This is a genomic window from Microbispora sp. CA-102843 (assembly GCF_050936215.1).
Lineage (GTDB): Bacteria > Actinomycetota > Actinomycetes > Streptosporangiales > Streptosporangiaceae > Microbispora.
Genome location: NZ_JBNJNF010000001.1, coordinates 8,845,843 through 8,871,027, shown reverse-complemented (window position 1 = coordinate 8,871,027; position 25,185 = coordinate 8,845,843). Strand labels below are relative to the sequence as shown.

At 71.1% G+C, this 25,185-nt stretch carries 24 protein-coding genes, 2 tRNA genes and 1 pseudogene; 21 read left to right on the top strand and 6 right to left on the bottom strand.

Going from position 1 to position 25,185, the window contains the following annotated elements:
- Window positions 1-24: 24 nt before the first annotated feature.
- Window positions 25-2,154 carry a transglycosylase domain-containing protein gene (locus ACQEVJ_RS41210; RefSeq protein ID WP_433110298.1) on the top strand — a complete coding sequence of 710 codons (2,130 nt, stop codon included), beginning with the start codon at window positions 25-27 and terminating at the stop codon, window positions 2,152-2,154.
- Here the strand turns inward: ACQEVJ_RS41210 and ACQEVJ_RS41205 are convergent.
- The gene (locus ACQEVJ_RS41205) at window positions 2,151-2,486 is read right to left on the bottom strand and encodes an STAS domain-containing protein (protein WP_433110296.1); all 336 of its coding nucleotides are present in this window, start codon (window positions 2,484-2,486) and stop codon (window positions 2,151-2,153) included. The genes ACQEVJ_RS41210 and ACQEVJ_RS41205 overlap by 4 nt on opposite strands.
- A gap of 208 nt (window positions 2,487-2,694) precedes the next feature.
- Here ACQEVJ_RS41205 and ACQEVJ_RS41200 point away from each other — a divergent pair, with 208 nt between their 5' ends.
- Both ACQEVJ_RS41200 and ACQEVJ_RS41195 read left to right on the top strand, forming a co-directional pair.
- A complete protein-coding gene (locus ACQEVJ_RS41200; RefSeq protein WP_433110294.1) occupies window positions 2,695-3,222 on the top strand; it encodes a C40 family peptidase in 528 nt (175 codons plus the stop codon).
- 38 nt (window positions 3,223-3,260) lie between these two features.
- Window positions 3,261-6,590 carry a BTAD domain-containing putative transcriptional regulator gene (locus ACQEVJ_RS41195; protein WP_433110292.1) on the top strand — a complete coding sequence of 1,110 codons (3,330 nt, stop codon included), beginning with the start codon at window positions 3,261-3,263 and terminating at the stop codon, window positions 6,588-6,590.
- Here the strand turns inward: ACQEVJ_RS41195 and ACQEVJ_RS41190 are convergent.
- Window positions 6,571-7,191, bottom strand: a complete 621-nt coding sequence (locus ACQEVJ_RS41190; protein ID WP_433110290.1) for a hemerythrin domain-containing protein — start codon at window positions 7,189-7,191, stop codon at window positions 6,571-6,573. The genes ACQEVJ_RS41195 and ACQEVJ_RS41190 overlap by 20 nt on opposite strands.
- A gap of 143 nt (window positions 7,192-7,334) precedes the next feature.
- On the opposite strand from ACQEVJ_RS41190, the gene ACQEVJ_RS41185 reads away from it, so the two are divergent.
- The 10 genes from ACQEVJ_RS41185 to ACQEVJ_RS41140 all read left to right on the top strand — a co-directional run bounded on the left by ACQEVJ_RS41185 (window position 7,335) and on the right by ACQEVJ_RS41140 (window position 12,079).
- Entirely contained in the window at window positions 7,335-7,544 is a 210-nt protein-coding gene (locus ACQEVJ_RS41185) for a transposase (RefSeq protein ID WP_433110288.1), read from the top strand.
- A gap of 59 nt (window positions 7,545-7,603) precedes the next feature.
- Window positions 7,604-8,047, top strand: coding sequence for a hypothetical protein (locus ACQEVJ_RS41180; RefSeq protein WP_433110286.1), 444 nt, complete (start codon window positions 7,604-7,606; stop codon window positions 8,045-8,047).
- 92 nt (window positions 8,048-8,139) lie between these two features.
- Window positions 8,140-8,212 (top strand) — tRNA-Thr (locus ACQEVJ_RS41175).
- A 179-nt stretch (window positions 8,213-8,391) separates the two neighbouring features.
- A tRNA-Met gene (locus ACQEVJ_RS41170) sits at window positions 8,392-8,465 on the top strand.
- 78 nt (window positions 8,466-8,543) lie between these two features.
- Complete coding sequence (gene rpmG / locus ACQEVJ_RS41165; RefSeq protein WP_030510782.1) at window positions 8,544-8,708, top strand: 50S ribosomal protein L33; 165 nt, start codon at window positions 8,544-8,546, stop codon at window positions 8,706-8,708.
- Between the two features lie 164 nt (window positions 8,709-8,872).
- A complete protein-coding gene (locus ACQEVJ_RS41160; RefSeq protein ID WP_433110284.1) occupies window positions 8,873-9,322 on the top strand; it encodes a MaoC family dehydratase N-terminal domain-containing protein in 450 nt (149 codons plus the stop codon).
- Between the two features lie 2 nt (window positions 9,323-9,324).
- Complete coding sequence (locus ACQEVJ_RS41155; RefSeq protein WP_433110282.1) at window positions 9,325-9,753, top strand: MaoC family dehydratase; 429 nt, start codon at window positions 9,325-9,327, stop codon at window positions 9,751-9,753.
- A gap of 85 nt (window positions 9,754-9,838) precedes the next feature.
- Window positions 9,839-10,192, top strand: coding sequence for a hypothetical protein (locus ACQEVJ_RS41150; protein ID WP_433110280.1), 354 nt, complete (start codon window positions 9,839-9,841; stop codon window positions 10,190-10,192).
- 40 nt (window positions 10,193-10,232) lie between these two features.
- A complete protein-coding gene (locus ACQEVJ_RS41145) occupies window positions 10,233-11,282 on the top strand; it encodes a UDP-N-acetylmuramate dehydrogenase (protein WP_433110278.1) in 1,050 nt (349 codons plus the stop codon).
- A gap of 227 nt (window positions 11,283-11,509) precedes the next feature.
- Window positions 11,510-12,079 carry a TMEM165/GDT1 family protein gene (locus tag ACQEVJ_RS41140; protein WP_433110276.1) on the top strand — a complete coding sequence of 190 codons (570 nt, stop codon included), beginning with the start codon at window positions 11,510-11,512 and terminating at the stop codon, window positions 12,077-12,079.
- 15 nt (window positions 12,080-12,094) lie between these two features.
- On the opposite strand, the gene ACQEVJ_RS41135 is transcribed toward ACQEVJ_RS41140, so the two are convergent.
- Both ACQEVJ_RS41135 and ACQEVJ_RS41130 read right to left on the bottom strand, forming a co-directional pair.
- Complete coding sequence (locus ACQEVJ_RS41135; protein ID WP_433110274.1) at window positions 12,095-14,974, bottom strand: helix-turn-helix transcriptional regulator; 2,880 nt, start codon at window positions 14,972-14,974, stop codon at window positions 12,095-12,097.
- 169 nt (window positions 14,975-15,143) lie between these two features.
- Window positions 15,144-15,311, bottom strand: a complete 168-nt coding sequence (locus tag ACQEVJ_RS41130; protein WP_167538819.1) for a hypothetical protein — start codon at window positions 15,309-15,311, stop codon at window positions 15,144-15,146.
- Window positions 15,312-15,534: 223 nt separating this feature from the next.
- Here ACQEVJ_RS41130 and deoC point away from each other — a divergent pair, with 223 nt between their 5' ends.
- The 4 genes from deoC to ACQEVJ_RS41110 are packed head-to-tail and all read left to right on the top strand — an operon-like array spanning window position 15,535 to window position 19,004.
- Window positions 15,535-16,473, top strand: coding sequence for a deoxyribose-phosphate aldolase (deoC, locus tag ACQEVJ_RS41125; RefSeq protein WP_433110272.1), 939 nt, complete (start codon window positions 15,535-15,537; stop codon window positions 16,471-16,473).
- A 15-nt stretch (window positions 16,474-16,488) separates the two neighbouring features.
- Complete coding sequence (locus ACQEVJ_RS41120) at window positions 16,489-17,916, top strand: aldehyde dehydrogenase family protein (protein WP_433110270.1); 1,428 nt, start codon at window positions 16,489-16,491, stop codon at window positions 17,914-17,916.
- Complete coding sequence (locus tag ACQEVJ_RS41115; RefSeq protein ID WP_433110268.1) at window positions 17,906-18,136, top strand: hypothetical protein; 231 nt, start codon at window positions 17,906-17,908, stop codon at window positions 18,134-18,136. Before ACQEVJ_RS41120 ends, ACQEVJ_RS41115 begins: the two co-directional genes overlap by 11 nt.
- Window positions 18,129-19,004, top strand: a complete 876-nt coding sequence (locus tag ACQEVJ_RS41110; protein ID WP_433110266.1) for an aldehyde dehydrogenase family protein — start codon at window positions 18,129-18,131, stop codon at window positions 19,002-19,004. The genes ACQEVJ_RS41115 and ACQEVJ_RS41110 overlap by 8 nt, the downstream gene beginning before the upstream one ends.
- On the opposite strand, the pseudogene rho reads toward ACQEVJ_RS41110, so the two are convergent.
- Window positions 19,001-20,056 (bottom strand): annotated as a pseudogene (rho, locus tag ACQEVJ_RS41105) (transcription termination factor Rho); the annotation flags it as partial. The gene ACQEVJ_RS41110 and the pseudogene rho overlap by 4 nt on opposite strands.
- A gap of 368 nt (window positions 20,057-20,424) precedes the next feature.
- A complete protein-coding gene (locus ACQEVJ_RS41100) occupies window positions 20,425-21,003 on the bottom strand; it encodes a hypothetical protein (protein ID WP_433110264.1) in 579 nt (192 codons plus the stop codon).
- Between the two features lie 194 nt (window positions 21,004-21,197).
- Between ACQEVJ_RS41100 and ACQEVJ_RS41095 the strand changes: the two genes are divergently transcribed.
- Genes ACQEVJ_RS41095 through ACQEVJ_RS41080 form a run of 4 tightly spaced genes read left to right on the top strand, consistent with a single transcriptional unit; the run spans window position 21,198 to window position 25,139 of the window.
- Window positions 21,198-22,241, top strand: coding sequence for an ABC transporter substrate-binding protein (locus tag ACQEVJ_RS41095; RefSeq protein ID WP_433110262.1), 1,044 nt, complete (start codon window positions 21,198-21,200; stop codon window positions 22,239-22,241).
- Between the two features lie 35 nt (window positions 22,242-22,276).
- Window positions 22,277-23,299: a FecCD family ABC transporter permease gene (locus tag ACQEVJ_RS41090; protein ID WP_433110260.1), complete on the top strand. Its 1,023-nt coding sequence runs from the start codon at window positions 22,277-22,279 to the stop codon at window positions 23,297-23,299.
- On the top strand, window positions 23,296-24,345 hold the full coding sequence (locus ACQEVJ_RS41085) for a FecCD family ABC transporter permease (protein WP_433110258.1): 1,050 nt from the start codon (window positions 23,296-23,298) through the stop codon (window positions 24,343-24,345). The genes ACQEVJ_RS41090 and ACQEVJ_RS41085 overlap by 4 nt, the downstream gene beginning before the upstream one ends.
- A complete protein-coding gene (locus tag ACQEVJ_RS41080) occupies window positions 24,342-25,139 on the top strand; it encodes an ABC transporter ATP-binding protein (RefSeq protein ID WP_433110256.1) in 798 nt (265 codons plus the stop codon). Before ACQEVJ_RS41085 ends, ACQEVJ_RS41080 begins: the two co-directional genes overlap by 4 nt.
- Window positions 25,140-25,185: the final 46 nt, after the last annotated feature.

Sequence of the window (25,185 nt, the reverse complement as noted above, 5' to 3'; positions counted from 1 at the left end):
TATAGCCATTTGGGGGAGGATCAGGTGAACGCTGCGGGGAAGGTGCTGCGTCTGGCCGCCATGGGAGCGGCGGCGGGCGTGCTGGTCGCGGGGATCGCGCTGCCGGCGGTCGGAGGCGCGGGCGTCGGGCTGGTGTCGGCCGTCGAGGACGTGGGCATCGCGCCCCGGGACCTCGTCGAGCCCCCGCTGGCGCAGGTCTCGGTCGTCCAGGACGTGAAGGGCCACGAGATCGCGCGGTTCTACGAGCAGTACCGCGAGGTCGTTCCGCTCGACCAGATCGCCGACATCATGAAGACGGCCATCATCTCGATCGAGGACTACCGGTTCTACGAGCACGGCCCGATCGACCTCGAGGGCACCGTCCGCGCGCTTGCGAGGAACCTGCAGTCGGGCGGGGTGGCCCAGGGCGGATCGACGATCACCCAGCAGTATGTCAAGCAGGTCCTGCTCAACTCCGCCCAGACCGAGGCGGAGAAGAACAAGGCCCTGGAGGCCAGCTACGCCCGCAAGCTCAACGAGCTGCGGTACGCGATGGGCGTGGAGAAGAAGTACTCCAAGGACCAGATCCTGGAGAAGTACCTCAACATCGCCTACTTCGGCGCGGGGGCGTACGGCGTCGAGGCGGCGGCCAAGCGGTTCTTCGGGATCGACGCGAGCAAGCTGACGCTGCCGCAGGCGGCCACGCTGGCGGGAGCCGTGCAGGACCCCAACGCCACCGACCCCAACCTGGGCAAGACCAGCCGCGACCGGCTGCTGAAGCGGCGCAACGTCGTGCTCGACCGGATGGCCGAGCTGGGCAAGATCACTAAGGCCCAGGCGACCCAGGCGAAGAAGGCCAGGCTCGGCTACAAGGGGACCCCGCTGCCCGGCGGCTGCGAGTCGAGCACGTATCCGTACTTCTGCGTCTACGTGCGCAACGAGATCCTCAGCAACCCCGAGTTCGGCAAGACGGCCAAGCAGCGCCTGGCGTTCCTCAACCGCGGCGGCCTGACCATCAAGACCACGATCGACCCCACGATGCAGGCCGCCGCGGACAAGGCGATCAGGAAGTGGGTCCACCCGTCCGACAACCCCGTGGCCGCCGAGGCGCTGGTCCAGCCCGGCACCGGGGCGATCAAGGCGATGGCCGCGAGCCGCCCGTACGGGACGCGCAAGAGCAAGAACGAGGTGTCCTACAACCTCGTGGCCGACGCCGCGCACGGCGGCGGCATCGGCTTCCAGGCCGGTTCGACCTTCAAGACGTTCACCCTGCTCACGGCGCTGGAGCAGGGCATGAAGATCAACGACGGGTTCAGCGTGGGCGCCGGCTACACCGCGCCGGGCGCTTCGGCGTTCAAGACCTGCACCGGCGGGGCCGTGGGTGACCCCAACTGGACGGTCACCAACGACGAGGGGTCGCCCGGCTGGCTGACCCTGCAGACCGGCACCTGGCACTCGGTCAACACGTTCTTCATGGAGCTGGAGCACCGCGTCGGGCTCTGCGAGACGGTCAAGACGGCCAAGTCGCTGGGCATCCACCGCTCCGACGGCACCGCGCTCCACGAGTTCGAGACGTTCACGCTCGGCATCAACGAGATGGACCCCGTGACCGTCGCCAACGCGTACGCCGCGATCGGCGCGCGCGGCAAGTACTGCGCGCCGATGGCGATCAACCGGATCACCGACAGCACCGGCAAGACGACGGATTACAAGCCCAAGTGCCGCCAGGCCCTCGACCCCGAGGTGGCGGACGCGGCGGCGCACGTGCTGTCCGGCGTCCTGACCAAGGGCACGATGGCCTCCGTCGGCGGCATCGGGCGTGACGCGGCGGGCAAGACCGGCACCACCGACGCCTCCGCCACCGCCTGGTTCGCCGGGTTCACCCCCGACCTGGCCGGCGCGGTCAGCATCGGCGACCCGCGCGGTTCGTCGAAGTACAAGCTGAACGGCGTCACGATCGGCGGCCGTTACTACGGCGAGGTGTTCGGCGCCAGCGTCCCCGGCCCGATCTGGAAGGACACGATGCTGAGCGCGCTGCGCGGTGTGACGCCGACGGACTTCACGCCCGTCAACCCCGAGCGGTTCGGCGGCTGTGGCGACAGCTGCCGGAGCGTGGTGTCCGTGACGCCTCCGACCGGAGGCGACGACACGCCGGTGACGATCCTGCCGGATTAGTCGTCCAGCGCGTCGGCCGTGTCGAGGACGCGGAACAGCCGGGTCAGGTTCGTCCAGCGGAGGATCCGCAGCACCTGGCCGGCCGGCGCGATGAGGGCGAGGTCGCCGTTCCTGTCGCGCAGGTTGTGCAGCAGGCGCACGAGCAGCCCCACGCCCGTGGTGTCGATGAACCGCACCTCGCTGAGGTCGATCGCCAGCCACGGGCCGTGGGCCTCGATCTGCCCGAGGAGCGGCTCACGCAGGTGCCGCACCGCGTGGAGATCCAGCTCTCCGCGCAGCCCGAGCACCCACCAGTGGGTGGGGGAAGGGGTTGGTGCCGTCCACGTCTCCACGGTGGTTCCCCTCGCTCTCCTTGGCGCCGGGGACCACCGAGGAACGGGACGGGGAGGTCCGGGGCGACCGACGAAGCGCTTCGACCGACACGCCGATGAACGTACGAGCTGAGCCGTACTCAGGGTAACAATCCCCCTCCGGCGCGTCGATCGGGTGAAGTAAAGCTTCCATCGCCATGACGGAGTTGAGTGACTATTGTCACGATTCATGGGGGTTGAGCGCGCGCTGAGGCGCCGGCTGGTTCTGATCGGGGGAATCGTCGCGCTCGCCGCCGCGGGGTCCGCGCCGCTCAACGAGCAACTGTCCAGGGCCGTCGCCGTCGCGTACGCCGCCCAGGGCGCCCTGCCGTACTCCTGGGGCGGGGGGCACTCGGTGCGGCCCGGACCGTCGAAGGGGACCTGCCGGGGGTACACCGGCTCGGTCAAGCCCTGCCCGGCGAGCCGGACGCGCGGCTTCGACTGCTCGGGGTTCACCCGCTGGGTGTACGACCTGGCGTTCGACGGCGACGTGCTCGGCCCCGGCAACACCGACGACCACATCGGCAGGCTGCGCCGGGTCGGCGTGCCGCAACCCGGCGACCTGGTCTTCTACGGCAGGCCCGGCAGAACCCACCACGTCGGGGTGTACGTCGGCGGAGGAAAGATGATCAACGCGTTCGCCACCGGGACCCGCATCCGCATGGACGACGTGTCCGCGCTGCATGACCTGCTCGGTTACTACCACTACCGAGCCTGATCCCTATGCTTGCCCCCGTAATGGTGAGACTGCGGGTTTTGGGACGAATCACGGCGGAGGTCGACGGGCGCCCCGCGGACCTTGGGACCTCGCTCCAGCGCGCCGTGCTGGCCCGGCTGGTCTGTGCCCAGGGACACGTGGTGTCGACCGACCGGTTCGTCGACGACCTGTGGAGGGGCCAGCCGCCGCCGCGCGCGCTGGGCGCGCTTCAGGTCTACGTCTCCAACCTGCGGCGGGTGCTTGAGCCGGGCCGCGCCCCCCGCGCCGCCGCCCGCGTGCTGGTCAGCGCTCCACCGGGATACCGGCTCGCGCTGGAGCCCGGCGACGTGGACGCCTGGCGCTTCCCCCGGCTGGTCGAGTCCGCCGCCGGCCTGCTGACCGAGGGGCGGCACGCGCAGGTGCTCGAGGTCGTGGACGAGGCGCTGGCGCTGTGGGCCGGCCCTGCGTACGCGGAGTTCGCCGACGAGGAGTGGGCCGTCCCCGAGGTGGTCCACCTGGACGAGCTCAGGGCGGTCGCGGCGGAGTACCGCGCCGAGGCCGGCCTCGCGCTCGGCCGCCACGCCAAGGTCGTCCCCGAGCTGGAGCGTCACCGCACCGCCCATCCCCTGCGCGAGAACGCCGTACGGCTGCTCGCGCTCGCCTACTACCGGGCCGGGCGGCAGGGGGAGGCGCTGGCGGTCCTGCGCCGGACCCGCGCCCTGCTCGCCGACCAGCTCGGCGTCGATCCCGGGCCCGCCCTGCGCGCGCTGGAGGCGGACATCCTCGCGCAGGCGGAGTCGCTCGCCCCGGCGGCCCTGCTGCCTGCGACCGGGGTGCAGGCCGCCGTACGCGTGGTTCCCGCCTCGCCGTCCACCCCGGACACCGAACCCGCCCGCATGGTCGGCCGTACGGCCGAGCTGTCCCGGCTGGCCGCCGCGGCGGAGCGGGCCCGGGCCGGTTTCCGGATCGCCTGGCTCGGCGGCGAGGCGGGCTCGGGCAAGAGCACGCTGGCCGACGCGCTCGTGCGGCGCTTGGCGGCGGGCGGCTGGCAGACCGTGGTCGGCCGGTGCCCCGAGACGACCGGCGGCGTGCCGCCCGCGTGGGCGTGGAGCGAGGTGCTGCGGGACCTGTCCGCGACCTGCCCGCCCGAACCCGAGACCGCGGCCCGGCTGGCGCCTCTGCTGACCGACGACGCCGCGCCCGTGGGCCAGTTCTGGCTGGCGCGGGCGGCCGGCGACTACCTGGAGGGCGTGCCGGGACCGCTGCTGATCGTGCTGGAGGACGTGCACCGGGCCGACGAGGAGACCCTCCAGCTTCTGCGTCACCTGGCGGGCCGCCTGGCGCGGACGCCGGTCCTCGTCCTGCTGACGCACCGGCCGGCCGAGGCGGGCGACGACCTCACGGCCACCGGGGCGGCGCTCGCCGTGCAGGCCGTGGAGAACATCACCCTGGGCGGCCTCGGCGAGCGAGAGGTGGCCCGCCTGCTCGCGGAACGATCCGGCACGGAGATCGACGAGGTCACGGTGCGCACGGTCACCGAGCGGACCGGTGGCAACCCGCTGTTCGTGACCGAGACGGCCCGGCTGCTCGCGGTGGACGGTCCGTCGGCGGCCCACGCGCTGCCGCCCGGCGTGCGCGACCTCATCCGCCGCCGCCTCGCCCGGCTGCCCGCGACGGCCCAGACCACGCTGCGCAACGCCGCCGTCCTCGGCCGGGAGGCCGAAGCGGACGTGCTGATCGCCATGCCGGGGGCGGACGAGGAGACCGTGCTCGACGGGCTGGAGGCGGGCGTGCTCTCCGGCCTGCTGGAGGAACCGCGACCCGGCCGCGTCCGGTTCGCCCACGTGCTCGTCCGCGAGACGCTGTACGAGGACATCCCGCGGCTGCGCCGTACGCGGATGCACGGCAAGGTCCTGGCGGCGCTCGAGCGGGTGCGCCCCGGTGACGTGGGGGCGCTCGGGCACCACGCGCTCGCCGCCGCGACGACCGCGACCGCCCTCACGGCGGCCGAGTACGCGGCGCGGGCCGCCGGGCAGGCGACCTCCCTGTACGCGCACAAAGAGGCGGCGGCGCTGCTGGAGGGCGCGCTGGGCGCGCTCGACCTGCTGAGCGAAGGGGCGAACGACGCGCCCCGGGACGTCCGCCTCGACCTCCTGTGCCGTCTGGTGTCCGCGCAGGCGCACGCGGGCGACGTGATCACGGCGGTGCGCAACCGGACGAAGGCCCTCGCGGTGGCCCGACAGACGGGGGCCGAGAGCATGGGGGCCGAAAGCGTGGGGGCGCGCGCGACGGTGGCGCGGGCGGTGTCCTCGTTCGACGCGCCGGTCATCTGGACCATCCAGCCGGACCGCGCGCTCGACGCCGATCTCGTCGGGGCGATCGAGGAGTCGCTGCCCGCGGAGGCCGGTGAGCTGCGCTGCCGGATGCTCGTCGCCCTCTGCCATGCGCTCGAAGGACACGACGCGGAGCGCATCGAGGCGGCCAGCACGGAGGCGCTGGCGATCGCGGACGCCCTCGGTGACCTCCGCCTGCGATGCATGGCGCTCAACGCCCGCTACTGGGTCTGCCTGACCCCGGAGCGGCGGGACGACCTGGAGACGCTCGGGCACGATCTGCTGGCCGCCTCGGCCGCCGCCGGGCTCCTCGGCTATCAGACGCTGGGCCATTTCTCGCTGCTCATGGTCGCGCTCAGCCGCAACGACTGGATCACGGCCCGCCGGCACGCCGACAAGGCCATGGAGCTGTCGACCAGCGGCCAGCTCGGCCTGGCCCTCGGTATCCTCGCCTTCCTCGACGCCCTTCACCTGCTGGTCAGGGGCGAGTTCGAGCGGGCCGACAGCGTCTACACGCACCTCGGGGAGCAGCTGGCCCGCACCGGTGACGCCAACGGCGCGATGGTGGGGATCGTCGGACGCTTCGTGGTCAAGCTGGCGGCGGGGCGGGTCCACGAGTCGGTGGAGGAGCTCGCCGCTCTGTGGGCACGCCTGCCGCAGGACGTGTGCGAGCTGTACACGCGGGCGCTCGTCAGCGCCGGCCGCATGGAGGAGGCCCGCGCGGTGTGGGCCTCCGCGCGCGTCCCCCGGCGGGACTACTACTGGCTCGTGTTCATGGCTCTCCGCGCGGACAACGCGATCGCGCTCGGCGACCGGGCGACGACCGAGGAGTGCTACCGCCTGCTGCTGTCGTCCGACGGCGAGCTGGCCGGCCTGCACTCGGGCTCGGTCACGCTCGGGCCGGTCGCGCACACGCTCGGCGACCTGGCGGTGTTCCTGGACCGGCCCGGCGACGCCGAGGCCCACTACGCGCGGGCCGCCGAGGTCGCCCGGCAGGTCGGCTCCCCCCACTGGGAGGAGGCCGCCCGCCGGGCGCTCACGCGGCTCCGAAGATGAGCCGCTCGCGGCGGCGGTGGGCGCGGCGCATCAGCGCCAGCATGACGACCAGGACGGGTCCGGCCAGCTTGCGCAGCTCCACCAGCTCCTCCGGCCGCGCGTGCTGCTCGATCCTTGGCAGCTCGAAGCGCGGGTCGCCGCCCTTGCGTACGTGCTGCTCCATCTCCTCCCAGTCCTTGCCGGAGACGTGCCGCATGATGACCGGGAAGATCGTGCGCTCCTCCTCCTGGATGTGCTCGTCGAGCAGGTCGGCCAGCCGGCGCAGCGGCTTGGCCAGCTCGGCCGGCTCGCCCGCGACCGCCTGGATCTCCTCCAGCAGCGGGTCGAGCTCGGAGTGGTCCTCGCTCAGCTCGCTCAGGTCGATCTCGGCGCCCGCCGAGCGGACGAGCAGAGGCCACAGGTGGTCGTCCTCCGCCTTGTGGTGATGGTGGATGCCGCGGCACAGCTTGGTCGCGTACTCGCGGATGGCGGCGGCGCGCTCCGGGCCGCACGACTGCCGGCCCGCGCCGATCTCGGCGGTGACGTCGGCGAGGCGCCGGGAGTCGGTGCGCATCGCCCGGTGCGCGATGCGGAAGCCCAGCAGGTTGGGGGTGTCGGACATCGAAGGACCCTTCGTGAACGTGGGAACGGTGGTGCGTCACGCTCACTGTGCGGCCCGGCACTTGGCGTCGAGTAAGACCCTACTTAAGCGATTCCCGTGGGACGGGAGATAGACGTGGGGAAAACCCGATAGCTTGTTCCCCTATGGACAGCCGATGGGTGGGACCGGACGGATACGAGATCGTCCCCGCGTACCACCGCGACCGTCAGGTGCTGCGGGTGCGGCGCAACGGTCAGGTGGTCGCCGACTGTCTCTCGGTCGAGGAGGTCGCCCGGTATGTCGACCTCGCCGACCTGTGCGAGGTGATCCCGCTGCCCGTCCGGGCCGGCGACGCCCGTACGGCCGTCAAGTAGCCAGGTCACAGGCGTAACAGCGGCGGGCCCTGGGCACTCAGAGTGCCGAGGGGGAATCGATGCGCCTGCCTGTCAGCCTGCCTGCTTGTCTGCCCGTCTGCCTGCCTGTCGCCGTCACCGCGCTCTGCGTCGCCGTCGGCGGCTGCGGGTCGGCGCCCACCGGCTCCGCGGCCGAGACGCCGGTGTACGTGCTCAATCTCCAGAACTCCGAGCGGGGCAGGGCCGAGCAGCGGCCGGCGGACCTCGTGCTCTCGGAGTTCAGCACGATGAGCGGGGTCACCTGGCGGACCTGGGGGCCGACCCGGGCGACCGGGGCGGGCAGGCTCAGCGGCACCTGGTGCCTGCCCGAGTGCACGGACGCGCCGTACGCCGCCACGGTGACGCTGAGCAGCGTGATCCCGGTCAAGGGCAAGGGCTACTTCAGCCGGTACGCGGTCACGGCCGACGTGCCTGTCCGGCACCGTCCCGAGGCCGACCTGTCGGGGGTGCTGCCGACGCCCTGAGCCGTGCCCGCAGGGGAGATTCGAATTCGCGAACACCGCCGTGGCCGTGTATGGTTACACCTGTCCGCAGCGCGAGAGCGGCAAGCGGACCCGCCCCTATAGCTCAGTCGGCAGAGCGTCTCCATGGTAAGGAGAAGGTCAACGGTTCGATTCCGTTTGGGGGCTCTAGCCGGAAAGTCCTATCCAAGCAGTGTTTCTGACTGAGCGCTGCAGGGTGGGGCTTTCGGCTTGGTGGGGACGTCTCGTTCCCATCGGAAGACCGACCTCGATCATGGCTGATCCCGATGCGCGAATAGCCGTACAGGTCGGGTATCCTTGCGTGGCCGGATCCAGTTTCCGGCCGAGGCGGAGTAGCTCAGTCAGGCAGAGCAAGCGGCTCATAATCGCTGTGTCGCCGGTTCAAGTCCGGCCTCCGCTACTACCCTTCCGGGTCACCTGAACAAGGGGCCCCGGTGTGGGTTGTCCAGTAGTCCCGAACGCAGAAAGGCACTCCCACGTGGCTGCCGCAGACGTTAGGCCGAAGATCACGCTGGCCTGCCAGGAGTGCAAGCACCGCAACTACATCACGCGGAAGAACCGGCGCAACGACCCGGATCGGCTTGAGCTGAAGAAGTACTGCCCCAACTGCAAGACGCACCGGGCGCACCGCGAGACCCGCTGAGTATCGGCGCGGACCGCAGGCACTTCCGACACCGGCGTTCCCTTCCGGGGCGCCGGTTTGTCGTATCCGGCCGGTGTCGTGTCCGGGCAGGGCGGGGCCGGTGTTCGCCGGCGCGGGTCTGTTACGGTACGGCCTACCCAGCTCGTCAGAAGGAGCCCGGCCCGATGCCTTTGAACCGCGATTTCGTCGGGCGGACGTACGAGTCGTCCGCGCCCTACGAGGTCAGCCGCGTGAAGATCAGCGAGTTCGCCACCGCGATCGGCGACTCCAACCCGATCTACCACGACAGGCGGGCCGCCGTGGCGGCCGGGCACCCGGACGTCGTCGCGCCGCCCACGTTCCCCATCGTGTTCAGCCTTCTCGGGACCGGTGACGCGATCGGCGACCCCGGCCTCGGGCTCAACTTCGCGATGGTCGTGCACGGCGAGCAGAGGTTCGAGTACGAGCGGCCCATCCACGCGGGCGACGAGCTGGTGTGCACCTCCACCATCGCGGAGATCCGCAGCGTCGGCCGCAACGAGTTCCTGACCCTGCGCAGCGACGTCTCGACCACCTCGGGTGAGCTGGTCTGCCGGACGTACAACATCATCGTTGAGCGGGGAGGGGCGGTCTGATCATGGCGGCGACGGTCAAGTACGACGAGGTGGAGACCGGCCAGGAGATCCCGGCCGTCGAGTACCGGGTCCGCCGGGTGGACCTGGTGAGGTACGCCGGCGCCTCGGGCGACTTCAACCCCATCCACTGGAACGAGCGGCACGCGAAGGCGGTCGGCCTGCCCGACGTCATCGCGCACGGCATGTACACGATGGCGCAGGGCGGCCGGTTCGTGACGGACTGGGCGGGCGACCCCGGCGCGGTGGTGGAGTACGGCGTCCGGTTCTCGTCCATGGTCGTGGTGCCGGACGACGACAACGGCGCGACGATCACGATCAGCGGGATCATCGAGGACAAGCGCGAGGACAAGCGCGTCGTCGTCGCGCTGACCGCGAAGTCCGGCGACGCCCGCGTCCTGTCCAAGGCCCGCGCGGTGGTCCAGCTCTCCTGACCAGTCTCTGCTGACCAGCCTCTGCTGACCAGCCTCTCCTGGGCCGGCCCGATTGGCCGTGGCGGTGCTGGGTAGCGGTCGGATCGTGAGCGAGCGAGACATCGAAGCGAAGAACGAGCCGGTCACCACGCAGCGGGAGGGTGGCGACGTCGCCGGCGTCGCCGCGGAGACCCAGGATCCCGGCAAGGCCGGCGACGCCCACGGCGGCGCGATGCCGCGACCGCGGGTGGAGAACGCCAGGGAGGCCGCCGGAGCCGCGGGCCCGGAGAAGATCACCGAGGTCAAGCGGGACGTCGCTCCCGGCGGGACGATCGAGACCGCGCTGACCCCATCGGGCGAGCCGTCGGTGGTCGCCTCCCAGCTCCTGTGGGACGGCAGCTCGGCCACGTCGAGAGTCGACGAGTCGATCGCCGAGGCGGAGCGCGAGGACCGCGGATAGCTATCCTGTTCGTCGGGATGTTCCGGGTGCGAGGAGACCGATGGCTGACCGGTTGGCAGGGGTGCCGCTCGCCCCGTACACCACGCTGCGGACGGGCGGACCCGCCCGGGCGTTCACGCAGGCGGAGACGCAGGACGAGCTGGTCGCGATCGTGGCCGAGGCCGACCGTGAGGGCGAGCCCGTGCTGGTGCTCGGCGGCGGCAGCAACCTCGTGGTGTCCGACGACGGGTTCGACGGGCTCGTGGTGCGCGTCGCCGCCCGGGGCGTGGACGTGACGGTCGAGGACGGGCGTGCGCTGGTCACCGTGCAGGCGGGGGAGGACTGGGACGCCCTGGTCGCCCGCTGCGTGGCCGAGGGCTGGTCGGGGGTCGAGTGCCTGTCGGGCGTTCCCGGGCTGGTGGGCTCCACCCCGATCCAGAACGTCGGCGCGTACGGGCAGGACGTCTCGCAGACCGTCGCCGTCGTCCGCGTGTACGACCGGATGACCGGCGAGGTGAGGGACCTCACGGCGGCCGAGTGCGGCTTCGCCTATCGGCACAGCGCGTTCAAGCACGACCCCGGCCGGCACATCGTGCTGGCCGTCACCTACGCCCTGGAGTGCTCCCCGCTGTCGGGGCCCGTGGCGTACCGGGAGCTGGCCGTCCGGCTCGGTGTGGAGGTCGGCGCGCGGGTGCCGCTGGCCGACGCGCGCGAGACGGTGCTGGAGCTGCGGCGGGGCAAGGGCATGGTCCTCGACCCCGACGACCCGGACACACGCAGCGCCGGGTCGTTCTTCACCAACCCCGTGCTCGGTCCCGAGGAGGCGGCGGCCCTGGCCCTGCGGGCCCCCGGCCATCCGCGCTGGGACATGCCCGACGGCGCGGTCAAGGTCCCGGCGGCGTGGCTGATCGAGAACGCCGGGTTCCCCAAGGGCTACGAGAGGGGCCGGGCCCGCATCTCGACCAAGCACACGCTGGCCCTCACCAACCCCTCCGGAGAGGCGGGTGCGGCCGAACTGCTGGCGCTGGCCCGCGAGGTGCGCGACGGCGTGCACGAGAAGTTCGGGGTGTGGCTCGTCAACGAGCCCGTGCTGGTGGGAGTGAGTCTTTAGCTCAGCCGGACGGTTCGGATAGACTCGGAGAACACCGAAGGGGAGTAGTCCGAAATCCACTGATCGACACACTGGCGGTTCGTACGCCCGGTCGTGGAGCCCCCGTGGCGGACGAGACCTTCGGCCCGACAGTCATGACCACATGCTGCCGGGCCGAAGTCGTGCCCGCGCTCCCTGGGTGTCGTACGGCGGCCCGGTCGCACCTCCCTTGCAGGAAGGCGACCCCGTTGCAAGCCCTCTGGATCTCCCTCGTCGTTATCTTCGTGGCCGAGCTGGGCGACAAGAGCCAGCTCATGGCTCTGACCTTCGCGACCAGGTTCAAGACGGGGCCGGTGCTGGCCGGCATCACCGTCGCGACCGCGCTCGTCCACCTCGCCAGTGTCGGCCTCGGCAGGGTCGTCGGCGACGCCCTCCCCACGACCGCCATCTCGATCATCGCCGGCCTCGCGTTCCTCGCCTTCGCGGCCTGGACGCTGCGCGGCGACGAACTCACCGAGGAGGAGAAGGGCAAGGCGGCCAAGACCACCCGCAACGCGTTCATCGCCGTCGCCGTGGCGTTCTTCCTCAGCGAGCTGGGCGACAAGACCATGCTCGCCACCATCACGCTGGCCACCCAGCACGGCTGGTTCGGCACGTGGGTCGGCTCGACGGTGGGCATGGTCGCCGCGGACGCGCTGGCCATCCTGGTCGGCCGGTTCCTCGGCGCGCGCCTGCCCGAGAAGTGGATCAAGTACGGCGCCGCCGCCGCGTTCGCCGTCTTCGGCGTGCTGCTGCTGGCCGAGGCCCTGATCGCCTGATTCTTTTCGGTTGGATCAGTCGAGCAGAGACAGGCGGTGGGCGGCCGCGGCCGCCTCACCGCGGGTCGACACGCCCAGCTTGGGCAGGATGTTCGACACGTGCACGCTGACGGTCTTGGCCGAGATGAACAGCTCGGCCGCGATGTCCCGGTTGCTGCGCCCGGCCGCCACCAGGCGCAGCACCTCCAGCTCGCGAGGGGTCAGGTCGGCCTGCCGTACGGGCTCGGACGGTGTGGTGTCGGACTGTGTGGATCGGGACAGGGGCGAGCCGACGCGGCGGGCCAGCGTCTCGATCTGGGTGACCAGAGGGGTGGCGCGCAGCGCGACCGCGAGCGGGCAGGCCTCGCGCAGGCGCGCCGAGGCCCCCTCACGGTCGCCGCTCGCGGCGGCGGCCATGGCGCCGTGCAGCAGCGCCTTGGCGCGGACGTACGGACGGCCCAGCCGCTGCCACGCCTCGGCCGCGGCGTCGAACTCGCCCCGGTAGACCAGCCCGAACGCCTCGTTCACCGGCCCGCCGCCCAGGTTGACGGCCAGCCGGTCGCCCATCTCCCGCACATGAGCCACCCGATCGGGGGCGACCGGAGCCGCCGCATCGCAGACGTACCGGACCGAGGCGAGCAGCCGCCCGGCGAGCATCGCCTTGCGCGACAGCGGCGGGTCGTCCAGCGCCGTCTCCAGGACGTCCAGGGCCTGCAGCGGCTCGCCGCGCAGCATGTGCCAGGCGAGGACCAGCCGGGTGTTGTTCGTCCACTCCTGCGTCTGCTCGTCCCGGTGCGGGGACAAGGCGCCGACCTGGGTGAGGACGTCCTGCGCCAGCTCCTCCTCGCCGCGCCCGATCGCGATGTCCGCCCTGACGCGCAGCATGTGCCACCGGTTGCGCAGGGTCGGTCCCATCGTCATGGCCCGCTCGATCACATCGACGGCCTCGTCCCACCGGCCGAGCGACTCCAGCGCCTCCGCCCGGTTGTTGGCGATGAACACCCCGTGCTGGCGGAACCTGCCGTACCGCCGGGCGAGCTTCTCGCCCTCCAGGGCGAGCGCCACGGCCTCCTCCGAGCGGCCGAGGTTGTCGAGGGCGTCGACGTTGTTCGCCAGGGCGCGCAGGATGATCCGCGGCGCGTCGAGCCGGGTCCCGATCTCCAGCGCCCGCTCGTTGGTCGCGAACGCGGTCTCCAGGTCGCCGTCGATGGAGTGGCCGAGCGCGAGGTTGATCAGGAGGTCGGCCTCCTGGACCTCGTCGCCCGTCTCGCGGGCGATGCGCAGCGCCTCCTGGGTGAGCGCGGTGCCCTCGACGACCTCGTCCGAGTTCATCAGGACGGTGCCCAGCCGGGTCAGCACGAGCGTGCGGATGTCGCCGGGCAGCGGGACCAGCCGCTCGGCGCGCCGCAGGTCCTCCAGGCCGCCGGACTTGCCCTTCTGCGACTTGATGTTCCCCATGCGGACCAGCAGTTCGGCCACCCGCTCGGGGGAGGTCCGCTCGTCCAGCTCGGCGAGCGCGCCGCGCACGTACTTGAGGCTCTGCTCCATGTCGCCGCTGACGTACGCCGCCTCGGAGGCCCGCTCGAGCACCGTGCAGTGGTCGTGGCCGATGCGCTCGGCGGCGTCGGGGACCTTGTCCCACAGCGTCAGCACGCGTTCGAGCAGCTGGACCTGCTCGGTGTAGGCGAACGACTTGGCCGCCTTCTCGGCCGCCTCCCAGGCCGAGATCAGCGCCCACAGGTCGTCGCGCGCGGAGTACCAGTGGTGGGCGATCTCGATGGCCGCCCGGCCCGGGGGCACCATGGTGCGGTCGCGGTCGATCTCCTCGGCGTATCGCGCGTGCATCCGCGCGTGCTCGCCGGGCAGCAGCTCGTCGTGGACCGCCTCGCGGATCAGTGCGTGCCGGAACGCGTACGCCCCGCCGTCGGCCACCTGCAGCACGTTGGCCGCGATGGCCGGCCGCAGCGCGTTCTCCAGGTCCACGTCGGACACGCCGCTGACCGCCGCGAGCAGGTCGTGCCCGACGCGTACGCCCCCGGCGGCAGCGACCCGGAGCACTCGCTGGGTCTCCTCGGGCAGCCGCTCCACCGAGCCGATGATCAGGTCGTGCAGCGAGTCGGGGAACGAGCACTCGTCGCCGCAGTCGAGCAGCGCCTCCACGAACAGCGGGATGCCGCCGCTGCGTTCGAAGACCCGATCCACCCTGGCGAACTCGGGGGTCACCCCGAGGATCCCGGCCATCTGCGCGGCGACCTCGCCCTGGGTGAAGCGGGGCAGGTCCACCCGGACCACGCCGTCGACCCGCCCCAGCTCCGCCAGCACCGGCCGCAGGGGATGGGTGCGGTGCAACTCGTCCGAGCGGTACGTCATGACCATCAGGACGGGAGCCGACTTGAGGTTGCGGCTGAGGAAGGCGATGAGGTCCCGGCTGGAGCGGTCCGCCCAGTGGATGTCCTCGATGACGAGCACCACCGGCCGGCGCTCTGCGAGGCGCTCCAGCAGGGCGAGGATCAGCTCGAACAGCCGGGCGCGGGCAGACTCGGTCTCCCCGTCGCCACTCGGCTCGCCGAACTCGGGCAGCAGCCTGGCCAGGTCGCGGGCGGCGCCGTCGGGCAGCAGGGCGGCGACCTCGGCCGCGCCGCACTCCCGGACGAGCTGCCGCAGCGCGGCGGTGAACGGCGCGTAGGCCAGGCCCTCGGCGGACAGCTCCACGCAGCCCCCGACGAGCACGTGGGCGCCGTCCTGTGAGGCCTGCTCGGCGAACCGGCCGGCGAGGCGGGTCTTCCCCACGCCCGCCTCGCCGCCGATGAGCACCGCCGCGGTGATCTGCTTTCTGGCCTGGTCGTAGGCCTCGCCCAGGGTTTCAAGCTCCGCGCCCCGCCCGACGAAGACGGGGCTCACCGCCCGGCGTGTCATGTCCTCAAGCATGTCATGACCCTTTGCGTGCCTTCGCGTGATTTTTTTATGGCGCGTGTCACGGCGTCGTCAGGGGGTCGTCACGGGGTCGTCACGGCGTCATGGCGACGTCATGGCGGCTGAAAGGCCCGGCCGGGAGGGAGGGTCCGGCCGGGCCTTCGTGCGCATGTCATGAGGTGCGGAGCTTGCCGAAGGCCGCACGCAGCCGGCGCTGGCCGGAGCGCTGCTGAGCCTTCCTGCCCGCCTGCGCCTGGCGGGCGCGGCGGTGGTCGGCGGCCTCCTCCTGGAGCTCGGCCGCCCGGCTGATCATGACCTGGTACTGCAGTTCCGGACCCATCACTGTGTCTCCTTGTTCGAGGTCTCTTGTTGTTCGGGGTTCTTTCCGTACTCCTCAAGGTTCGGTCTAAGGCGTGGTGCGGCACATCGGGCGGATGCCCTATCTCTGGCATGGCACTGCGGCGTAGGACTTCTAAGGCGGGTAAGGCGATGCCTTAGGAACGCCGGGGTCCCCGGGTTTGGAATCATTCCGAGTGGTCGGGGATGCTGGTCTCGTGCCAACTATGACTACTCCGCTCGCGGAGGTCGCCTCCTCACCCTCGACGTTGCGGGCGTTCCTGCATGGCCTTCCCGGCGTCGACCGGGTCGGGGCGGACGCCCGGGCCGCGATGCTGGGCACGCGATCCATCAAGACGACCGCCAAGAAGCAGGCCATCGAGATGGCCATCGGGATGGTCGACCTCACCACCCTGGAAGGCGCGGACACCCCCGGCAAGGTCAGGGCGATGTGCGCCAAGGCGGTGCGGCCCGACCCCGCCGACGCGTCGGTGGGGTCGGTCGCCGCCGTCTGCGTGTACCCCGACCTGGTCGCGACCGCCGTAGAGGCGCTGACCGGGTCAGGCGTGAAGGTGGCGTCCGTCGCCACGTCCTTCCCCAGCGGCCGGTCCTCCCTCGAGGTGAAGGTCGCCGACACGTCCCTCGCCGTGGCCGCCGGAGCATCCGAGATCGACATGGTCATCGACCGCGGCGCGTTCCTCGCCGGCGACTACCTCAAGGTGTACGAGGAGATCGTCGCCACCAAGGAAGCCTGTGGCGACGCTCATTTGAAGGTGATCCTGGAGACCGGTGAGCTCGCGACGTACGACAACGTGCGGCGGGCCTCCTGGCTCGCGATGATCGCCGGGGCGGACTTCATCAAGACCTCGACCGGCAAGGTGTCGCCGGCCGCGACCCTCCCGGTGACGCTCGTCATGCTGGAGGCCGTGCGCGACTTCCTGGCCGCGACCGGCCGCAAGGTGGGCGTGAAGCCCGCGGGCGGCATCCGCACCACCAAGGACGCCATCAAGTATCTGGTGCTGGTCAACGAGACCGCCGGGCCGGACTGGCTGCACCCCGACTGGTTCCGCCTCGGCGCCTCCTCGCTGCTGAACGACCTGCTCATGCAGCGGCAGAAGATGGCCACCGGCCGGTACGCCGGTCCCGACTACTTCACGCTGGACTGAGGGCTGGACTGAGGCATGTTCGAATACGCACCCGCGCCCGAGTCGCGGGACATCGTCGACATCCGGCCGTCGTACGGCCTGTTCATCAACGGCGAGTGGGTCGAGCCGCAGGGCGAGGAACGCCACAAGACCGTCAACCCGGCCACCGAGGAGGTGCTCGCGGAGGTCGCGTGGGCGGGGGAGGCCGACGTCGACCGCGCAGTCCAGGCCGCGGCCAAGGCGTTCCCCGTGTGGTCGGCCATGCCGGGCGCGGAGCGGGCCAAGTACCTGTTCCGGATCGCCCGGATCATCCAGGAACGGTCGCGTGAGCTGGCGGTCCTGGAGACGCTCGACAACGGCAAGCCGATCCGGGAGTCCCGCGACGTGGACCTCCCGCTGGTCGCGGCTCACTTCTTCTACTACGCCGGCTGGGCCGACAAGCTGACCTACGCCGGTTTCGGTCCGGACCCGCGGCCGCTGGGCGTGGCCGGGCAGGTCATCCCGTGGAACTTCCCGCTGCTCATGCTGGCCTGGAAGATCGCGCCCGCGCTGGCCTGCGGCAACACGGTCGTGCTCAAGCCGGCCGAGACCACGCCGCTGACCGCGCTGGCGTTCGCCGAGATCTGCCGCCAGGCCGACCTGCCGCCGGGGGTCGTCAACATCGTCACCGGCGCGGGTGAGACGGGCGCCGCGCTCGTGAACCACCCTGGCGTGGACAAGGTCGCCTTCACCGGCTCGACCGAGGTCGGCCGCCTCATCGCCAGGAGCCTCGCGGGGACCCGCAAGAAGCTCACGCTGGAGCTCGGCGGCAAGGCCGCCAACATCGTGTTCGAGGACGCGCCGCTGGACCAGGCCGTCGAGGGCATCGTCAACGGCATCTTCTTCAACCAGGGCCACGTCTGCTGCGCCGGATCCCGGCTGCTGGTGCAGGAGTCGATCGCCGCCGACCTGCTGGACGCGCTCAAGCGGCGTCTCGGCACGCTGAGGCTCGGCGACCCGCTGGACAAGAACACCGATATCGGCGCGATCAACTCGGCCGAGCAGCTCGCCAAGATCCGTGAGCTGTCGGAGGCCGGGGAGGCCGAGGGCGCCGAGCGGTGGTCGCCCGCCTGCCCGATCCCCGACCGCGGCTACTGGTTCCCGCCCACCGTCTTCACCGGTGTGGCCCAGTCGCACCGGATCGCCCGGGAGGAGATCTTCGGGCCGGTGTTGTCGGTGCTGACGTTCCGCACCCCCGCCGAGGCGGTGGAGAAGGCCAACAACACGCCGTTCGGGCTGTCGGCGGGCGTCTGGACCGAGAAGGGCTCGCGCATGCTGTGGATGGCGTCCCGGCTGCGGGCCGGCGTCGTCTGGTCCAACACGTTCAACCGGTTCGATCCCACCTCGCCGTTCGGCGGCTACAAGGAGTCGGGTTACGGCCGCGAGGGCGGGCGGCATGGTCTGGAGGCATACCTTGCGGTGTGATCATCCCTCCGGCCGCCTGTCCGGCAGGTGCGACGACGGCCGTCGCCGCCGTCTCGTCCGCCGGGTCCGCGCGGGGGCCGGGGAGGGTTTCTCCCGTGGCCGCCGCTCCCGCCGCTTCGCCGTACGGCACGGCTGGTTCGCGCACCGCGGCGGCGTGTGCCGGTGCGGCCAGACCTACCAGCCGGCCCGTCCTCTGGAGATTGGAACCTTCGATGAGTGAGCGCACCGAACGCCTGAGTGTGCGCAAGACGTACAAGCTGTTCATCGGCGGCGCGTTCCCGCGTTCGGAGAGCGGAAGGTCGTATGTCGTGACCTCCTCCAAGGGCGACTTCCTCGCCAACGCGGCCAGGGCCTCGCGTAAGGACGCCAGGGACGCGGTCACGGCCGCGCGGAAGGCGTTCTCCGGCTGGTCGGGTGCCACGGCGTACAACAGGGGCCAGATCCTGTACCGGATCGCCGAGATGCTGGAGGGCCGCCGCGCCCAGTTCGCCGCCGAGGTCGCCGACGCCGACGGCGTGGGGATCAAAAAGGCCGGTGAGCTGGTGGACGCCGCGGTGGACCGGCTGGTCTGGTACGCGGGCTGGTCCGACAAGATCGGCGCGGTCCTCGGGTCGGCCAATCCGGTGGCCGGGCCGTACTTCAACCTGTCGAGCCCGGAGCCGACGGGCGTGGTCGCGGTGGTGGCACCGCCGGCGGGACCGCTCCTGGGACTGGTCAGCGTGATCGCGCCGGTGATCGTCACCGGCAACACCTGCGTGGTGGTCGCCTCCGAGCGCGCGCCGCTGCCGGCGATCACGCTGGCCGAGGTGCTGGCGACCTCCGACCTGCCGGGCGGGGTGGTGAACATCCTCACCGGATCGGCCGCCGAGATCGCCCCCTGGCTGGCGGGCCACATGGACGTCAACGGCATCGACCTGTCGGGCGCCGACCCCGAGCTGGCCGTCACGTGTGAGGAACTGGCTGCGGAGAACCTCAAGCGGGTGCTCCGGCCGCCGGCCGATCGCGTGGACTGGCTCGCCGACCCCGGCATCGAGCGGATGACGGCGTTCCTGGAGACCAAGACCGTCTGGCATCCGATCGGGATTTAGCCCTTCGCCAGGGCCAGGAGGAGTTCGGCGTTCGAGCCGGTGTTCTTCATCGAGGTGAGGAAGCGTTCGAACGCCTCCTGGTCCTGCAACGCCCGGCGCAGCCGCCAGATCGGCGGCTGCTCGGCGGGGTGGAGCAGCAGTTCCTCGCGGCGCGTGCCGGAGGCGATGACGTCGACTGCGGGGAAGACGCGACGGTCGGCCAGGCTCCGGCTCAGCTTCAGCTCCATGTTGCCGGTGCTCTTGAACTCCTCGAAGAGGTTGTCGTCCATCTTCGAGCCGGTCTCGACCAGCGCGGTGGCGAGGATCGTGAGCGAGCCGCCGCCATCGATGTTGCGGGCGGCGCCGAGCACCTTCTTGGGCTGGTGCAGGGCCCGGGCGTCCATGCCGCCCGTGAGCACGCGCCCGCCGCTCGGCGCGGCCATGTTGTACGCCCGGCCGAGGCGCGTGATCGAGTCGATGAGCACGACGACGTCGCGGCCCTTCTCCACGAGCCGCTTGGCCCGCTCGACGGCGAGTTCGGCCGCGGTGATGTGGTCCTGCGGCACACGGTCGAAGGTCGAGGCGACCACCTCGGCCCGGACCGACTCGCGCATGTCGGTGACCTCCTCCGGCCGCTCGTCCACCAGGACGACCATGAGGTGGCATTCGGGGTGGTTGGTCGTGATCGCGTTCGCGACGGCCTTGAGGAGCATCGTCTTGCCGGCCTTCGGCGGGGCGACGATCAGGCCGCGCTGGCCCTTGCCGATCGGCGCGAACAGGTCGATGACCCGCGTGGCCAGCACGTTCCGCGTCGTCTCCAGGCGCAGCCGCTCGTCGGGGTGGATCGGCACGAGATCGGCGAAGTGGGGCCGCGCGGTGTCCGCGGGCGCGCCGTTCACGACCGTTACGGAGGTGAGTGTGCCGTTCTGGGCGATGCCGCGGACGTGGTCGCCGCGGCGCAGGTCGAGCGCGCCCGCGAGCGCGGCCGGGACGGTCACGTCCTTCGGGCCGGGCAGGTAGCCGTTGGTACGGATCACCGCGTTCCTGCCGGACCGGTCGAACAGGCCGGTGACCTCCGTGGTTTGAGCGGTCTTCGTACGGGCCGGGGGCCGGGAAACGCTGCGCGGCTTGGGAACGCTGAGAGAAGTGATGGTCATGGGACTCCTTGGGTCTCGGATGTAGAGGTGCAAGCTGATGTGGGAACGGCCGGTTCGGCGGGAGCGGAGCGGGCTTCGCGAGGACCGGAGGTTCCTCCCGGCGCAGCGTCTCAGTGCATATCGGCCTGTGCTGCTTTGACCGGTGGCTGAGAGATGCTCTCGGAATACGTGTGATGCGCGTATGGGCTCATCAGTGTTCACTGGCGGTCGGACCGCGGAGCCAGAACCATACGGCTTGTCGCTGACTATAACAGGCTCACTTGCTTCGGCAATTCCCTCGAGGGCTACCGGGCCTGCAGGGCGTCGAGCGCCACGGCCATGGCGATGACCAGGCGGCGGTCGAGGCGCGGGTCGCGGATGTCGATGGCGTACCGGTCGCGCAGGCCCCACCTGCGGTCGACGGAGAACGCGATCGAGGCGCCGATGCTGAAGTCGAAGTGGTACGGCAGCCACTCCAGCGAGTCGGAGAACCGGCGCAGCAGGGCGACCGCCAGGTTCCGCTCCTGCCCGGTCAGCGTGGGCAGTCCCGGCTGCTGGAGGTGCCAGGTCGAGCGGAGCAGCGACCGGCCGAAATCCTTGCGGAACATCCCGATGGGGTTCCCCGCGTCGTCCACCACGTCGTACTCGCCGGCGAGGTCGAGGACCTTGCGCGCCTTGAACCCGGCCAGCGTCGCCTGCCGGGACTCGTCGGTGTAGAGCGTCACCTGCTCCTTGAGCGCCATCCGCTTCTGCTCGGCGAAGGCCACGACCTCGCCTTCGGAACCGTCGGGGAGAGCCATATGGACGACGTACCTGTTCACCATCACGGTGATCTTCTGGCGCAGGTACAGGCGGCTCTGTGCCTGCAGGGTCGCTATGTCCATATGGATCTCCAAGGATGCTCTTTTGCCTCCCTATATGCCCTCTTCCTGAGGAAGATCACCAGCGAGATGCCGTCGAATCGACGGCCCTGCGCGCCGCCAGTGACCATAACCACACTTTTCGGGCTTGATGAAACCAGGGAAGATCCCTATAAGGTAAGGCTTACCTAATTTACTGTCTTGGCAGGGAGCCCTGTATGTTTCTCCGGCACCGCGGTATCGGTATCGGCGCCGTCGCAGTCGCACTCTCACTGGCTGCGTGCGGCACCTCCTCCGGCACCGGCGCGGATGCCGGCGCGCCCGCCGAGGCCGCCGAGGCCGCCAAGAAGGCCGTCGCCCAGGGCGGCGAGAACTTCAGCACCGCCGCGGAGAAGACCGCCGCGATGGGCACCGACGCCAAACCGGGCGAGTGGCCGCGCACCGTCACCCACGCCATGGGCACGACCGAGATCAAGGCCGCGCCCGAGCGGGTCGTCGTCCTGGATGTCGGAGAGCTCGACAACGTCGTGTCCCTGGGCGTCAAGCCGGTCGGCTTCGCGCCCAGCGAGGGGTCGCCCGAACTGCCGTCCTACCTGAAGCAGGACGCCGGCACCCCGAAGAACGTCGGCACCATCAACAACCTCAACCTGGAGGCGATCGCCGGGCTGCACCCGGACCTGATCCTCGGCAGCCAGCTGCGCGCCGCCGAGCAGTACGACGAGCTGTCGAAGATCGCCCCGACCGTGTTCTCCATCCGTCCCGGCTTCACCTGGAAGGAGAACTACCTCCTCAACGCGGCCGCCCTCGACAAGACCGACGAGGCCAAGGCGAGACTCGCCGAGTACGACCGCAAGGTGAAGGACCTCGGCACGAAGCTGGGCGACGACAAGCCCGTCGTCTCGATGGTGCGTTTCCTGCCCGACGGCGTGATCCGCCTCTACGCCAAGGCCTCCTTCATCGGCACCATCCTCGAAGACGCCGGCGTCCCGCGCCCGGACAACCAGAGCATCCCCGACCTCGCCGCGGAGGTGAGCGCGGAGAACATCGACCAGGCGGACGCGGACGTCATCTTCACCGGTGTCTACGGCGATCCGAAGGCCACCGACAAGTCGGCGGTCCAGGGCAACCCGCTGTGGAAGAACCTCAAGGCGGTCAAGGCCGGGCACGCCTACGAGGTCCCGGACGAGACCTGGTATCTCGGCCTCGGCGTCACCGCCGCCATGGAGGTCGTCGGGGATCTGGAGAGGTACCTCGCCGGCTAGGCGCGCACGGTTCCGCACTCCGAGAAAGCGAACGAATGTCCCGTGCCACCCGACGCCGCATCGGCCCGACGGCCGGGGGCGCGCTCCTGCTGGTCCTCGCCGGCCTGCTGGTCCTCGCCGTAGTGCTCAGCCTCGCGGTGGGCAGCCGCCAGATCGCGCCGGGCGTGGTGGTGGACGCCCTGGTGCACGGCGGCGGCAGCGACGACGCCCAGGTCGTACGGTCGCTGCGGGTGCCTCGCACCCTCATCGGGGTGATGGTCGGCGTCGCCCTCGCCGTGGCCGGCACGGTCATGCAGGGCATCACCCGTAACCCCATCGCCGAGCCCGGCATCCTGGGCGTCAGCCAGGGCGCCTCGGTGGGCGTGGTGTGCGCGATCGCGTTCCTCGGAGTGCACTCGCTGAGCGGCTACGTATGGTTCGCCTTCGCGGGCGGGGGGATCGCGGCGGTCGCGGCCTACATCATCGCCAGCGGCGGGCGCGGCGGCGCCACCCCGGTCAAGCTCGCCCTGGCCGGCACCGCGATGAACGCCCTGCTCGCCTCCCTGGTCTCCGGCATCGTGACGATCGACGCCGAGGCCCTGGACGAGTTCCGATTCTGGCATGTCGGCTCGATCAGCGGCCGGAGTGCTGAGATCGCCGGTCAGACCTGGCCGTTCCTCCTCGCGGGGCTGCTGCTGGTCGCCGCGATGGCCCGGGGACTCGACGCGCTCGCGCTCGGTGAGGACGTGGCCAAGGGGCTCGGCCACAACGTCCCCCTGTTGCGGATCCTCGGAGGTCTCGGCGCCACCGTGCTGACCGGCGTCGCGGTCGCCGCCGCCGGTCCGATCGCCTTCACCGGCCTGGCCGTCCCGCACATCGCGCGAGCGCTCGTGGGCACGGACCACCGCTGGGTCCTTCCCGCGGCGGTCCTGCTCGGTCCCGTGATGATCCTGGTCGCGGACGTCCTCGGCCGCGTCGTCTTCCCGCCCTCGGAGGTGCCGGTGGCCGTCATGACCGCACTGCTCGGCGTACCGTTCCTGATCGCACTGGTACGCAGGAAGGCGGTGGTGGCGGCGTGACCGTGCGCCCCACAGGCTTTTCCGTCCTGCGCGCGGGGCGGGGCAGCTTCCTGCTGCACCGCAGGGCGACCCTCGTCGCCACCCTGCTCGGCGCGGTGCTCGCGGTGACCGTCGTCGTCTATTTGTGCGTCGGTGAATCCTTCGTCAGTCCCACGGAGGTCGTCCGCGTGCTTGCGGGGCAGCCGAGCCCCGATGAGTTCGTGGTCGGCACCCTGCGGATGCCCCGCCTCGTGGTCGGTCTGCTCGCCGGCGCCGCCTTCGGCATCGCCGGATCCTTCATCCAGACCGTGGCCCGCAACCCGCTCGCCAGCCCGGACGTGATCGGTGTGACACATGGCGCGGGCGCGGCGACCGTCGCCGCGATGACCTTCGGCGTCACCGCGCACACCACCCTGCCGTACGTCTCGATCCTCGGCGGCCTGGCCGCCGCTTCGCTGGTCTACGTCTTCGCCTGGCGCAGGGGCCTGCACGCCGCCCGCTTCGTGCTCATCGGCATCGGCATCTCGGTGGCGCTCGGCTCCCTGACCCAGCTGTTCCTCACCAAGGGCGACTACCTGGTGGCCCAGCAGGCCAAGGTCTGGCTCACCGGATCGCTCAACGGCCGCGGCTACGACCACGCCCTACCGCTCGCCTCGATCCTGCTCGTGTTGACGCCGGCGCTGTTCTGGGCGGCCCGGGCCCAGCGCACGGTGTTGTTCGACGACGACACGGCGACCGCTCTCGGCGTACGGCTCGGCCGGGTCCGCCTGTGCCTGACCGTCCTCGGCGTCGTCCTGGCATCGGTGGCGACGGCCGCGGCAGGCCCGGTCGACTTCGTCGCGCTGCTCGCCCCGCAGATCGCCCGCCGCCTCACCCGCACCGCACAGATCCCCCTGGTCGGCTCCGCGCTGACCGGCGCCCTGATCGTAACCGTCGCGGATCTGCTGGCCCGCAAGCTGTTCTCCCCGATCGAGCTGCCGGTCGGCGTGTTCACCGCGGCGGTGGGCGCCCCGTATCTGATGTGGCTGATCGTCCGCACTCGCAGCCGCTCCGGAGGCACCGCATGACCGGCAACCGCCTGAGGGCCGAAGGGCTCGTGCTCACGTACGAGGACCGTACGGTCGTCGACGGCCTCGACCTGGAGATCCCGGACGGGCAGGTCACCGTCATCATCGGCCCCAACGCGTGCGGCAAGTCCACCCTCCTGCGCGCGTTGGGCCGGCTGCTCAAGCCGCGGCGCGGCGCGGTCCTGCTGGACGGCACAGCGCTGGCACGCATCCCCACCAAGCGAGTCGCCCAGGAGATCGGGCTGCTGCCGCAGACCCCGGTGCCGCCGGAGGGGATCACGGTCTCCGAACTGGTCACCCGCGGGCGGCAGCCACACCACAAGTGGTGGCAGCAGTGGACTGAGGCGGACGAGAAGGCCGTCGGCGAGGCGATGGACCGCACCGCGACCGGCGATCTCGCGGAGCGGCTGGTCGACGAGCTGTCCGGCGGCCAGCGGCAGCGGGCGTGGATCGCGATGGCCCTCGCTCAGGACACCGGCCTCCTGCTGCTGGACGAGCCGACGACATACCTCGACATCGCGCACCAGGTCGAGGTGCTCGACCTGGTGCGGCAGCTCAACCGCGAGCGCGGCCGGACCGTCGTCGTCGTCCTGCACGACCTCAACCAGGCCGCCCGCTACGCCGATCACCTCATCGCCATGAAGGCGGGACGAATCGTCGCCCAGGGCGCACCGGGCGACATCATCACCGCCGATCTGGTCCACGAGGTCTTCGGGCTCACATCCGTCGTCGTACCGGACCCGGTCACGGGCGGCCCGCTGGTCGTGCCGGGGGCGCCCTGGCAGTGCGGATAGACCCCTGTGGCCTCAGGGTCAGGGGATCGGGGTTTTCTCAGGGTTC